General features: G+C 72.5%; 10 protein-coding genes and 2 pseudogenes. 9 read left to right on the top strand and 3 right to left on the bottom strand.

What is annotated here, in order from left to right; translation table 11 throughout:
• Both FM076_RS11455 and FM076_RS11460 read right to left on the bottom strand, forming a co-directional pair.
• Window positions 1-674 (bottom strand): annotated as a pseudogene (locus FM076_RS11455) (hypothetical protein); the annotation flags it as partial.
• 267 nt (window positions 675-941) lie between these two features.
• Window positions 942-1,685, bottom strand: a complete 744-nt coding sequence (locus FM076_RS11460) for a hypothetical protein (protein ID WP_173869991.1) — start codon at window positions 1,683-1,685, stop codon at window positions 942-944.
• 344 nt (window positions 1,686-2,029) lie between these two features.
• On the opposite strand from FM076_RS11460, the gene nhaA reads away from it, so the two are divergent.
• The 8 genes and pseudogenes from nhaA to FM076_RS11500 all read left to right on the top strand — a co-directional run bounded on the left by nhaA (window position 2,030) and on the right by FM076_RS11500 (window position 9,906).
• Window positions 2,030-3,463, top strand: a complete 1,434-nt coding sequence (nhaA, locus tag FM076_RS11465; RefSeq protein ID WP_173869993.1) for a Na+/H+ antiporter NhaA — start codon at window positions 2,030-2,032, stop codon at window positions 3,461-3,463.
• A 321-nt stretch (window positions 3,464-3,784) separates the two neighbouring features.
• Entirely contained in the window at window positions 3,785-5,044 is a 1,260-nt protein-coding gene (locus tag FM076_RS11470; protein ID WP_173869995.1) for a sensor histidine kinase, read from the top strand.
• A complete protein-coding gene (locus FM076_RS11475) occupies window positions 5,041-5,445 on the top strand; it encodes a roadblock/LC7 domain-containing protein (RefSeq protein ID WP_173869996.1) in 405 nt (134 codons plus the stop codon). The genes FM076_RS11470 and FM076_RS11475 overlap by 4 nt, the downstream gene beginning before the upstream one ends.
• Complete coding sequence (locus FM076_RS11480) at window positions 5,442-5,813, top strand: DUF742 domain-containing protein (RefSeq protein WP_173869998.1); 372 nt, start codon at window positions 5,442-5,444, stop codon at window positions 5,811-5,813. The genes FM076_RS11475 and FM076_RS11480 overlap by 4 nt, the downstream gene beginning before the upstream one ends.
• A complete protein-coding gene (locus tag FM076_RS11485) occupies window positions 5,788-6,378 on the top strand; it encodes a GTP-binding protein (RefSeq protein ID WP_173870000.1) in 591 nt (196 codons plus the stop codon). Before FM076_RS11480 ends, FM076_RS11485 begins: the two co-directional genes overlap by 26 nt.
• Window positions 6,379-6,387: 9 nt before the next feature.
• Window positions 6,388-7,760: pseudogene (locus FM076_RS11490) on the top strand (cytochrome P450).
• Between the two features lie 114 nt (window positions 7,761-7,874).
• Window positions 7,875-9,137, top strand: coding sequence for a cytochrome P450 (locus FM076_RS11495; RefSeq protein ID WP_345944954.1), 1,263 nt, complete (start codon window positions 7,875-7,877; stop codon window positions 9,135-9,137).
• 19 nt (window positions 9,138-9,156) lie between these two features.
• A complete protein-coding gene (locus FM076_RS11500) occupies window positions 9,157-9,906 on the top strand; it encodes an enoyl-CoA hydratase-related protein (protein WP_173870004.1) in 750 nt (249 codons plus the stop codon).
• A 4-nt stretch (window positions 9,907-9,910) separates the two neighbouring features.
• On the opposite strand, the gene FM076_RS11505 is transcribed toward FM076_RS11500, so the two are convergent.
• Window positions 9,911-11,212 (bottom strand): DUF4185 domain-containing protein, encoded by a 1,302-nt coding sequence (locus FM076_RS11505; RefSeq protein ID WP_173870006.1) that lies wholly within the window; start codon window positions 11,210-11,212, stop codon window positions 9,911-9,913.
• A gap of 495 nt (window positions 11,213-11,707) precedes the next feature.
• On the opposite strand from FM076_RS11505, the gene FM076_RS11510 reads away from it, so the two are divergent.
• Window positions 11,708-12,514, top strand: coding sequence for an SDR family NAD(P)-dependent oxidoreductase (locus FM076_RS11510; RefSeq protein WP_173870008.1), 807 nt, complete (start codon window positions 11,708-11,710; stop codon window positions 12,512-12,514).
• The last annotated feature ends 90 nt before the right edge of the window (window positions 12,515-12,604 follow it).

The following is a 12,604-nucleotide window of genomic DNA, read 5'->3' on the forward strand; positions in this document are numbered from 1 at the left end:
AGGACGCCGACGATCTGGGCGCCGGCCCGGGAGGCGACCAGCATGTCGTTGACCTGGCCCGCGACCTTGGCGGCGCCCTGGGCCTCGGTGACCAGCAGGACCCCGATCAGCGGCTGGGCGAGCTGCATGCCGCGCCGGCCGCCGTGCAGCCGTGCGGAGAGGGCCAGTGCGCGGTCCCTCACCCGAGCGATCTGCTCCGGTTCACCCCGCGCGACGAGCAGCACCAGCGCGGCGTGCGGGAACAGGGCGACGGAGGCGGTCTCGGGTCCGATGCGTCCGCAGTCGGCGATGACGTCGGCGGCCAGTTGCGGGTGCGGGGTGTCGGCGAGGGCCGCGAAGGCGCGGCCGAGGGTGTCCCACTGGCCCGCGAGTCCGGCCGACTGTTCGGCGTTGCCCAGTCCGATGAGGACGTCGAGCCCGCCGGAGAGCCGCTGGGCGTGGTCCCACAGCTGTTCGGGGGCGAGTCCGCGCCGGGCGGTGGCGGCCAGGGAGAGCATGCCGGTGTTGGGGTCGAGCGGGCCGCCGTCCGGGCCGGGGCTGCGGTAGACGAGGTCGCCGCCCGCGGTGTCCACCTCGGCCAGCAGGGCCCGGCGCGGCCACACCGCCGCGAGGGCGACGGCGGCCGTGGTGACCCCCGGTGCCCCCTTGTCGGCGGCGAGTGCGATCAGCGCCATCCGGCTCTTGCCTTTCCTCGACTCTGTGTCACTTCATGTGGTCGGCCGCCCCCTCGCGCGGCCGGCCGTCACCTTCCGCGGCCCGCCCGTCCCAGGCCCGCCCCGCCCCGGGGCCGTCCCGCCGGACGGTCCGGCGAACCGCTCCCCCGGGCGGCGGCCCGGGTCTCCCGGCCCGGTCTCCCGGCCCGGGAGGGCGACCCTCTGCCGTTGTCCACCTGCCGTTGTCCACGACGAGGCGGCCGGGGGCGGTTCCACCGCGCCCGGCCGTCAGCTTCCCGTGTCGGAGTCGAGCACGAGCGACACTTCCCCGTTGGACGCGGCGGAGGTCAGCTCGGGAACGTCGCTCTTGTCCACGACGACGGAGACGGGGAGGTTGCCGCTGGAGGCGACCGAGTCGTCGGAGCCCTTGTTGACCGACTGCACCCTGGCGCCCTCGGCGATGGCCGGGTTGCCGCCCCGGGAGCCGCCGTCGCCGGCGTCGCCGCCGTCGCCGGGCTCGTCGGAGCCGCCGGACGTCGTCTGGCGGCCCACGCGGTAGGCGGAGACGGTGTCGCCCTCCTCCAGTCGCGGCGGGTACTGCCCGCTCTTGAGCGAGAGTCCGACCACGGCCTTGCCGGCCTCGATGCCCTTGTCCTTGGTGAGCATGCTGCCGACCAGTACGCTCCCGTCGACCAGGTCGGCGGCGGCCCGGTACTTCTTGAGCAGGCCGCGCTGCTCCCAGCGCACGTACTGGATGTCGCTGTCCTCGGCGACCATCACGGACTTGATGGCGGAGTCGGGGACGGGCTGGCCCCGCGGCACCCGTTCGGTGAGGGCGATGGCCTCGACCCGGTCGCCCGCGCGCATCACGAGGACGGTGGCGCCGAGGGCGCCGAGCAGGACGAGGAGGACGGCGAGTGCCGCGAGCGCCGGCTTGCGCTCCCGCGGCGCGGACGGCAGCCGGTCACCGCCCGGAGCGGTCAGCGCGGGTGCGCGTCCCGCTCCCGCGGCGCCTCGCTCCTGGGTCTTCACCTCACCACCCCCGTGGCTTTTGGACCTCGTGTGGGTCTCGTGCCGAGAACTGCCCCGTGCGCCGGTTCTTTCCCCCGTGTACCGACGGGCGACTACGCCAGGTAAATCCCAGGCACAGTATCAACACCCCCCGACCCCCTCAAGGCGGTTCCCCCCTGCCGCCGGGCGCCCTTGGGAACGGCCGGTCGTGCCTCGTGTGCGCGTTCGGTCCGGTACCAGTACGGTGTCAGGGAGGCGTCAGGATCGCGCCAACAGCGACAAGGGTGTGCCGGGAAGTCTGGTCGGCGGTGCGGGGTCGTCATCCCCCGCGCTCCGCGCATGTGCCTTCGAGCCGGGAGCCGCCCATGACCCCGCCCGCCGCCGATCCGGGAGACGACCGGGAGTCCGCGTCCGAACAGGAATCCGGCCCCGGACAGGAGTCCGGCCCCGGCCGGGATTCGGCCTCCGGCCGGGTCTCCCTCTTCGCCCGGCCCTCCGCCAGGGAGCGCCGCCTGCTGGCCGACGCGCTGCGCACGGAGACCGTCGGCGGGACGGTCCTGCTGGTGGCGGCCGTGGTGGCCCTGGTGTGGGCCAACAGCCCGCTCGGGCACCTGTACGAGAGCGTACGGGCGTTCCACTTCGGCGTACCGGCGCTGGGCCTCGATCTGTCCGTGGAGCACTGGGCCTCGGACGGGGTGCTGACCGTCTTCTTCTTCGTCGCGGGCATCGAACTCAAACGCGAGCTGACGGTGGGTGAACTGCGTCGTCCGGCCGCAGCCGTGCTGCCGGTGGTGGCGGCCGTCTGCGGCATGGCCGTGCCCGCCCTGTGCTACGCGGCGGTCACTGCGGCGGGCGGCGGCGACCCCCACGGCTGGGCCGTCCCGATGGCGACCGACATCGCCTTCGCGCTGGGCGTGCTCGCCGTGATCGGCACGAATCTGCCCTCCGGCATCCGCGCGTTCCTGCTGACCCTGGCCATCGTCGACGACCTGGGCGCCATCCTCGTCATCGCCGTCTTCTACACCTCCACCCTCAACTGGGCGGCGCTCGCGGGCGCGGTGGCCGGGCTGGTGCTCTTCCGCGTCCTGCACGTGGACCTGCGGGTGCGCGGCTGGTACGTGTACGTGCCGCTGGGGCTGGTCGTCTGGGGGCTCATGTACAACAGCGGGGTGCACGCCACCATCGCGGGGGTGGCGATGGGGCTGCTGCTGCGGGTGACGCCCGAGGACCCGGACGACCCGGAGGGCCTTTCGCCCGCCGAGCGCGTCGAACACCGGGTCCGCCCGCTGTCGGCGGGGTTCGCGGTGCCGCTCTTCGCGCTGTTCGCGGCCGGGGTCGGCGTCTCGGGCCCGGCGCTCGCGGACACCTTCCACCGGCCCGAGGCGCTCGGGGTGGCGCTGGGGCTGTGCGCGGGCAAGTTCGCGGGGGTCTTCGGCGGCACGTACCTGACGGCCCGTTTCACCCGGGCCCGGCTCGGCTCCGATCTGGCCTGGGCGGACGTCGCCGGGGTGGCGATGCTGGCGGGCATCGGCTTCACGGTGTCCCTCCTGGTGTGCGAACTCGCGTTCACCGACGCCGCGGTGAGCGAGCACACAAAGACCGCCGTCCTTCTCGCCTCCCTCTTCTCGGCGCTGGTCGCCTGCGTGCTGCTCAAGCTGCGCGACGCGAAGTACCGGGCGCTGTGGGAGGAGGAGACCCGCGACGAGGACCGGGACGACATACCGGACATCGACCAGGAGGAGGACTGGGCCAGGCGCCCCACCGAGGCCGAAAGACGGCGGCGGGAGCGCGGCCTCTAGTACTCTCCTGCGACGCCTCACACCCCGTACCGTGACCGGACGAACGCGCCCTGCCATGACCTCCCGGGACCGCGCAAGCGCGGTACCCAAAAAGGAAGTTGCAATTCCGTATGGTGCTACGATCATCGGACTTACCCTCGACACTGACGGGGCGTCAGGCACGTCCCACGGGTGGATCCGCCGATGACTCACACCCCGCTGAGGCGCTGTCGCGCCGACGCGGTACGGGGTGCCACGCCGTCGGCAACGCGGTTGCCGCGCACCAGGCCGGCATCGCGCCGTCCGGGCGAACAGCCTGCCCAGTCGTTTGAAGAGAGTCTTATGACCCAATACCTACAAGACCCGGCGGTCTGGGGTCTGATCGTCGGGGCTCCGCTCGGAGCGGCCGCGATCTACCGCGGACGCAGAGCGAACGCACGGCTCCGCGCGGAGAACCGCGGTCTGCGGGACCACTGCGCCAACCTGGAGGCCGGTCACCAAGCGGCGGTCGCCGAGGCGCAGAACAGCGCCGAGGAGGCCACCAAGACCGCGCTGAAGACCGCCATGCGGACCCTGCAGGGCCTGGCCAACGAGCAGCAGGTGGTCATCTCCCGGCTCCAGGAGAAGTACGGCGACTCGCAGATACTCCAGGACCTCCTGGAGATCGACCACACCAACACCCAGTTCGGCCGGCGCGCCCAGGCCATCGCCGTGCTCTGCGACGGGTGGCTGGGCCGTCAGCGTGCCGTCGCCTCGCTCTACGACGTGGTCCGCAGCGCCAAGGGCCGTATCCGGCACTTCACCCGGGTCGAGATCCGCTCGCAGAGCAATGTGGCGGTCGTCAGCCGCGCGGTGGAGCCGGTGGCGCTCGCCCTCGCCGAGCTGCTCGACAACGCGACGAGCTACTCGGCGCCGGAGACCCAGGTCGAGATCAACATACGGACCGTGCCCAAGGGCGTCTGCATCATCGTCGACGACGCGGGCGTGGGCATGTCGGAGGAGGAGCGGAACCGGGCCACCAGGCTGCTGGCGCCCCGTCGTTCGACGGGTGTGACCGGGCTCGGCAACCCGCCCCAGTTCGGCTTCGCGGTGATCGGCGTGCTGGCCGCGCGGTACGGATTCAGCGTCTCGGTCGACTCGGAGTCCCCGTACGGAGGAGTGCGCGCGGTGGTCCTTCTGCCCGACGAGCTCCTCACCACGAGCGTCCCCGACGGGGAGCAGCCGGCCGCGGACGTCCAGCAGCCCGCCCCGCAGGCGCAGGCACCGCAGCCCCAGCACGCGGCGTGGACCGCCAACGTTCCGCAGGAGCAGCCCGCGCCGCCCGCCCGCGCCCCGCACCCGGGGCCGATACCGCAGCCGGTCCAGGCGGCGCAGCCGCAGCCCCAGCAGGCGCGGGCCACCACGGCCGGCGGCCTTCCCAAGCGGCGGCGCAACAGTGCCATGGCCATCGTGCCACCGTCCGGCCCGCCCAGTGCTCCCGCGCGGTCGAGCGAGGAGACCGCCTCGATCATGGGCGCTTTCCAGCGAGGCACGCAGTCGGGCCGCGCGGCACGGACGAACCAGGAAGGACACGTGAATCGGGAAGGAGATGAACCGCGGTGAACAACGATCTGTCGTGGATGCTCGACAGCGCCCTTGAGGTGCCCGGTGCGCGTCACGCCATTCTGGTCTCGGCCGACGGTCTGCTCATGGCCCGCTCCAAAGAGGTGGAGCGGGACCAGGCGGACACCATCGCCGCGGCGATGAGCGGCATGCAGTCGCTGAGCCGGACCGTCTCCGGGTTCTGCGACCCGCAGGCCGGCCTGCAGTGGCGGCAGACGCTGATCGAGTTCGACGGCGGCTGGGTCTTCCTGATCGCCGCGGGGGAGGGCGCCTATCTGGCGCTGTCGGCCGCGGCGGACGTGGACATGGCGGACATCACCTTCCGTATGCAGCAGCTCGTCGGCCAGCTCGGCAAGGTGCTGACCACCCCGCCCCGCGAGAACGCGGACTCTCGCGCATGACCACGCCCGAAGAGCAGGAACCGGTGGACACCGGATTAGTGCGTCCGTACGTCATCACCAACGGGCGTGAGCCCCCCGAGGACGACAGGTTCTCGATGATCACGCTGGTGACGGTCTCCGACGAGGAGCCGCCGAGGCTGCTGGATCCGGAGATGCGCAAGCTGTGGGATCTGTGCTCGGGCGGCTTCCTGTCCGTCGCGGAGGTCGCGGGGCACCTGCGGTTGCCCGTCGGGGTCGTCCGGGTCCTCCTCACCGACCTGGCGGAGCAGGGCCGGCTCATCACCCGGGCCGCGCCGCCGCCCGCCGAACTGGTCGACAGGGAGATCCTCGAGGAGGTGTTGTATGGGCTCCAAGCTCGCTTCGGATAACAGCACCTACGTATCCGAAGATGTGCAGAAGGCGGCGAAGATTCTCGTCGTCGGACACTTCGCGGTGGGCAAGACGACGCTTATCGGGACGCTTTCGGAGATCGCTCCGCTGCGCACCGAGGAAACCATGACGCAGGCCGGGTCGCACATAGACGACCTGAAAGGCGTGCGGGGGAAGACCACGACCACCGTGGCCATGGACTTCGGGCGTCTCACGCTCAGTGAGAAACTGGTCCTCTACATATTCGGAACACCGGGCCAGCAGCGTTTCCTCCAGGTCTGGGAAGACATGTCCCGCGGGGCTCTCGGTGCGTTGATCCTGGTCGACCCCGAGCGCCTCGAGGAGTCCTTCCCGGTGATCGACCTCGTCGAGCAGTACGGCCTGGAGTACGCGATCGCCGTCAACCAGTTCGACGACCACCGGCAGCACCCCGCCGAGGAGTTGCGCGAGGCCCTGGATTTGCTTCCCCACACACCCGTGGTGACCTGTGACGCCCGCGATCGGAAGTCATCGGCGAACGCTCTGATCACCTTGGTCCGCTATCTGTTGAACCGGCACCCCTAGGACTTCACCATGAACTCCCAGCCAGAGCACCACGGCCCCGCGTCGGGCTGCCCGGTCTCCCACCAGGGCGGCGGCGCCGGCAAAGCGCCGCTGTACGGGGAGGCGTTCGCCGCCGATCCGGACCGTTTCTACGCCTATCTGCGCCAGTTCGGCCCGGCCGGCCCGGTGGAGCTGGCGCCGGGTGTGGACGCCATGCTCGTGACCGAGTACGCGGCGGCGCTCCAGGTGCTGCAGAACCCCGACCTCTACGCGAAGGACTCGCGCCGCTGGCGGGCCCTCAACGAGGGGCGGGTCCCGGCCGACAGCCCCGTGCTGCCGATGCTGGCCTACCGGCCCAACTGCATGTTCACCGACGGCGCCGAGCACATGCGGCTGCGGCAGGCCGTCACCGAGAGCCTGGCCCGGCTGGACCTGTACCAGCTGAGCCGGCACGTGGAGCGGGTCGGCGGGTACCTCATCGGGCGGTTCAGCGCGCACGGCCAGGCGGACCTGATCGGCGAGTACGCCAAGGTGCTGCCGTTCCTGGTGTTCAACGAGCTGTTCGGGTGCCCGAGCGACGTCGGCGACCGGCTGGTGTCCGGGATGTCGGGGATCTTCGACGGCGTGGACGCGGAGCGCGCGAACGCCGAGCTGACCGGCGCCCTGGTCGACCTGGTCACGCTCAAGCGCTCGCAGCCCGGTGAGGACATCACCTCGTGGCTGATGCAGCACCCGGTCCAGCTGAGCGACGAGGAGCTGCTGCACCAGCTCGTCCTCCTCATGGGCGCGGGTGTCGAGCCGCAGCAGAACCTGATCGCCAACGCCCTGAAGCTGCTGCTGTCCGAGGAGCAGAACTCCGGGGGCGCGGGGGCGGCATGCTGGTCGAGGACGCGATCGACGAGGTGCTGTGGAACGGCCCGCCCGTGGCCAACTACGCGGCGCACTACCCGGTGCGCGATGTGGAGCTGGGCGGCGTCCGGCTCCCGGCGGGCGAACCCGTCCTGATCAGCTTCGCTGCCGCGAACACCGACCCGGCGCTGTCCACCTCCCGTCAGATACTCAGCAAGCGGGCGCATCTGGCATGGGGGGCCGGGCCGCACGCCTGCCCCGCCAAGGACCCGGCGCGGCTCGTGTCCGTGACCGCCATCGAGACGCTGCTCAACCATCTTCCGGACATCGAACTGTCGGTGCCCGCCGAAAGCCTGCAGTGGCGGCCGGGACCCTTCCACCGCGCGCTGCGGGCGCTTCCCGCCCAGTTCACCCCGGTCCGGGTGGAGCGCCCCGCGCCCGCGTCATTCGGCTCCGGAATTCCTTCACAGAACACCACCGAATCTCGACAACCGCGTGCGGGGCAGGAAAAGTCCGGCTGGTGGAGTTCCTTCTTGTCCTGGTGGCGGGCCTGATGTCCGCCTTTGCGTGAACGAATGTTCTAATTCGTCGTACACATGTTCATCTGGTGAGAGGGGTATGTCCTCGGCATAATCCGTATGTCAACGTGCATCCAAAAGGAGCACTCCGTGGAGTCTGCCGTCGCGGGCATATCCGCCGACCGTCGGTCCTTGGTCTCCCTCATCGCCCGGCTTCGCTCCCCCAGTGGACAAGCGAACCCCTTCCCCCTGTACCACGAGTTGCGGGAAAGGGGCGATGTGGTCCGTGCCCCCTGGGGGGCCCATCTCCTCACCGGGTACGAGGTGTGCGAGCAGGTGCACCGCAACGGCAGAACGTGGCTGGTACCCGACGCCGCGTGGCGGGCACGGAACGGGGCCGGCTCCTTCCGCTGGAACGCGCCGTCCGTACAGGGCCTGGTCAAGACGCTGGCCTGGCTCAACGCGCCCGAGCACACCCGCCAGCGGCGCTCCCTGGGCAACGTCTTCGGCCGGGGCGCCATCGACGCGCTGCGGCCCTTCGTGGAGGCGACCGTCGAACGGCTGCTGGACACGCTGGCCGAACGGCTGCGCGAGGAGGGTGAGGCCGACTTCGTCCCGCTCGTGAGCGAGGAGCTGCCCGTCGCCACGCTCGGGCACTGGATGGGCATACCGGCCGGGGACCACGCCCTGCTGCGGGAGTTGATGCACGCCCTGGAGCCTGCCCAGGAACTGCTGCCCACCAAAAGCGAGCTGGAGTCGGCCGCCGTCGGCATGACGGGCCTGCGCGACTACTTCACCGCCTTCGTCCGCGACCGGCGCCGCCACCCTGGGGACGACCCGGTGTCGCGCTGGATGCGGACCTGGGACGAGATCGAGCCCGACCGCGAGGCCGCCGACGAGAACCTCTACAACCTGGCCATGTTCCTCACCATCGCGTCGCTGGAGACGTCCTCGACGACGCTGTCCGTCATGGTCTCGCTGCTGGCCCGCGACCGCGACCGGTGGCAGTGGCTGCGCGCCCACCCCGCCCACGTACCGGACGCCGTCGAGGAGGTGCTGCGCTACGACCCCGCCATCCACGTCAGCACCCGGGTCGCCGCCGAGCCCACGGTCATCGGCGGGGTCCCGGTGGAGAAGGACGAGATGGTGCACGTCCTGCTCGGCTCCGCCAACCACGACCCCCGCCGGTACCCCGACCCGGACACCTTCGACATCCACCGCAAGGCGTCCCATCTCAGCTTCGGCGTCGGCCCGCACTACTGCCTGGGCGCGGCGCTGGGGCGGCTGCAGACGACCTCGCTGCTCACCGGGCTGCTGCGCCGCTTCCCACGGCTGGGGGTCGGTGCCGAGCCCGTCTTCGCCCCGCGGGTAGCGTTCCGTCGGCTCATGGAGCTGAAGGTGGTCCACGAGTGAGCGAGCGACAGGAGAGCATGTGATCGGGACGTTCAAGAACCTCCGGGTCGAACAGCGGGGGCCGGTGCTCGCGGTGGAACTGGCCTGCCCGGAGACGGGGAACACCGTCACGGAGGCGCTGCTGGACGACCTGCTGGGCGTGCTCACCGTGCTGCCCGACCTCACCGAGGTGAGGGCCGTCGTCCTCTCGGGCGCGGGGCCCGACTTCTGCCTCGGCGGCGACCGGCGGGAGATCGCCACGATGCTCTCCCAGGACGCCACCGGGGCCGGTGTCCGTGTCTCGAGCGACAAGGCACGCCGGGTCTGCGAGGCGCTGTCCACCACCGGTGCCGTCACCATCGCGCAGGTGCGGGGGCAGGTCATCGGGGCGGGTCTGGCCCTCGTGCTCCACTGCGATCTGCGGGTGGGCGCGGAGAACTGCCGCTTCCGGCTGCCGGAACTGGCACTCGGTATGCCGCTCGCGTGGGGCGGCGCGCTCCCCAGGCTGCTGAACGAGGTGGGCGCCGCCAGGGCCCGCGAACTCATCCTGACCTGCCGGGCGTTCGGCGCGGTGGAGGCGGAGCGGCTGGCCGTGCTGCACCGGGTGGTGCCCGAGGCCGAACTGGACGCCGCCGTCGAGGAGTGGGTGCGGCCGATCGTCCGCCGCTCCCCCGCGGCCCTGCGGGTCACCAAGTCCCTGCTCAACTCCTACGCCGCCGCCACCCGGCTGGCGGACCCAGCGCTGCTCGACGCCGAACTCATGGCGTCCGTGCTGGCGTCCAGGGGCTGAGGGCTCACCGGCGCGGCGGCGGGCCGATCTCCAGCCGCAGGAAGCGCGGCCGGTAGAAGGCGACGTCCCGGTGGATGGCCCCGGCCGGCCCCAGGATGTTGACGTCGTAGCTGAGCAGCAGGCCGTCCCCCGTGCCGGGGCGGGTGAACTCCGGGTGGGCCTGCGGGTTGTAGGGGACGGCACCGGCCTGCGCGGCGCCCTCCGGCAGCGGGGGCCGCGCCACCCGGCCGGGTCCGTGCCAGGGGCCGGTCGGCCCGCAGGACCAGTACGAGACGATGTCGGTGATCCCCTTCCCTTCCGGCGCCCCGGCGTCCATGGTCAGCAGCAGCCAGGTGCCGCCGTGCCGTACGACGGAGTAGGTGCCGGTGGCGCCCCGCTGCACGGTGCGGCCGACGAGTATCGGCCTCGACCTGGCGGGGTCGTCCTGCCAGCCCGGCCCCTCGGTACCCGGGTGCCGCGCCCCGCCCCAGTACTGCCACGCGCCCGGCTCGTCGAGGCGGCCCCGGGGCGCGCGGGCCACGTGCGCGCGCGACGCCTTGCCGCCGACGCTGCCCTCGTCGGCGCCGAAGACGTACGTCCACCCGCCGTGCGTGACGGCCGACGTGCCGTAGAGCACCCGGCGTTCGACGTGCGTCCCGCCCGGCCGGTGGAGCGGGGCGATCCCCTCCAGCCGCAGGCCGGGCAGCGAGAGGGTGGCCACCTCGGTCGCCCGGGGCACCCCGTAGATCCAGGGTGCCCGGCCCGCCTCCCGCTGCCACAGCAGCACGCGCAGCACCCGCTCGGCGGAGCCGGGGCGCCGCGGCTCGACCACCGCCTGCACGGGCCAGCGCCACACCTCCCGCCCGTCCGGGGTCGCGGTGCCGGGGAAGAGCGCGGCGGGGCGGGTGGGGGTGCCGCCGAGCAGGGTCCGGGTGAAGCGGCCGTCGGACGACATGACCAGCGCCGAGTTGCGCACCCAGACCGGGCCGGGCCGGCGGCCGCGGCCGTGCACCTCGTCCAGGAAGGTGTCGGCGGACAGCCACAGCGTGCGGCCGTCCGGCAGCCGTACCGAGCGGGTGCCGTCGCCGCCGGTCCAGTCGTCCGGCCGCGTGTTGTCGTCGCCGTACCGCGCCAGGGCGTCGGTCATGCCCGGATCGGTGCGCCAGCCGGTGACGCGCGCCCCCGCACAGCCGCGTGCTCCGGCCCCCTCCGCCCCCTCTTCCCCGGAGCCGGGCACCAACAGCAGCACGGCGAGCAGCCCGAGTGCGGCCAGCACTCCGAGCCCCACCTGTTCCCGCCCGCTACCGACCGGCCAGTGACGCAGCATCGGGCCCAGGCTAGGCGCCGCAGCGCGCCCTGCGTACGCACCCGGGAGACAAAACCGGCCCGCGTGAGAGGGCCTCATCGCTCAACACGGTGCGCGCACGCGGTCCGGGGTGTGCGGCCCGCGCGGTGGGCGCACGGTACGTGGTGCGCGGCCTGCGGCCCTCCCCCGGACGCTGTCGGTACGTACCACCGCCTAGAGTGCTGCGCACGGCAGCGGTTGACGCACGGGGGCACGAACGATGGCGAGGACGGCCCAGCAGCACGGGCGCGGGGCCGGGAACGGAACCGGGACCCGGAGCGGGGGCGGCCGGGACGGTGGCGGAGGCGCGGGAGGCCGCGAGGGGGGCGTGGGCGACGCGCCCTTGGCCGGCGAGGCCCTCCTGCGCGCCGAACCGGCCTCGGGGAACCGGCCTCCGGGCGAGCTGTGGAAGCGGGTCGCACCGGGGCTGGCCACGAGGGCCGTCCCGAGCGACGACACGAGGGAAGGGAACCGCCGATGACAACCGCCGACCACGAGGACGGCTCCCCCGAGGAAGCCGTTCCCTCCCGTCCCGTCTACCCCGACCTGGCGGGCAAGGTCGCCGTGGTGACGGGCGGTTCGCGGGGCATCGGGGCCGGGACGGCGCGGGCGCTGGTCGAACAAGGCGTGGCCGTCTGCCTGGTGGGCCGCGACCGCACCGCCCTCTTCCAGGTCGCGGAGGACATCGGCAAACGGGGCGGCACCGCGATCGGGGCCGTCGCGGACGTGACGGACGCCGCCGCACTGCGCCGGGTGGCCGACCGGGTCGCCGAGGAACTGGGACCGGTCGACATCCTGGCCGCCTTCGCGGGCGGAACCCCCGCCCCCGTGCCGGCGGCCGACCTCACCGAGGATCGCTGGCGCCAGACACTCGACACGGAGCTGACCGCCACGTACCTGACCGTCCGCACGTTCCTGCCCGGCATGAGGGAACGCTTGACCGGTAGCATCCTCACGCTCTCCGCCGCGCGCGGCCGGGCACCGCAGGGCAACCTCGCCCACACCGTCGCCAACGCGGGCCTTGTCGCCCTCACCCAGCAGCTCGCCACCGAGCTGGGCCCCCGCGGCATCCGCGTCAACTGCCTGGCCCCCACCGTGGTCCGCACCGAGAAGGTGAGGGAGTCCCTCTCCAAGGAGACCCAGCACAAACTGGCCCTCCGCCATCCCCTGCGCCGCCTCGGCGAACCGTCGGACGTCGCCTCCGCCGCCGTGTTCCTCGCCTCGGAGGCGGCCGGCTACCTGACGGGCGTCACCCTGGACGTGACGGGCGGCGCCCGGCGATGAGGGCTGCCTCGACGGGCTCGACGGCACCGAGCGGCCTCCCGCCGGATGGCACCACGTCCTTCCGGGGAGCCGCGGGCTGAGATGCCCGGA

Source organism: Streptomyces albus subsp. chlorinus (assembly GCF_013302895.1).
Classification (GTDB): Bacteria; Actinomycetota; Actinomycetes; order Streptomycetales; family Streptomycetaceae; genus Streptomyces; species Streptomyces chlorinus.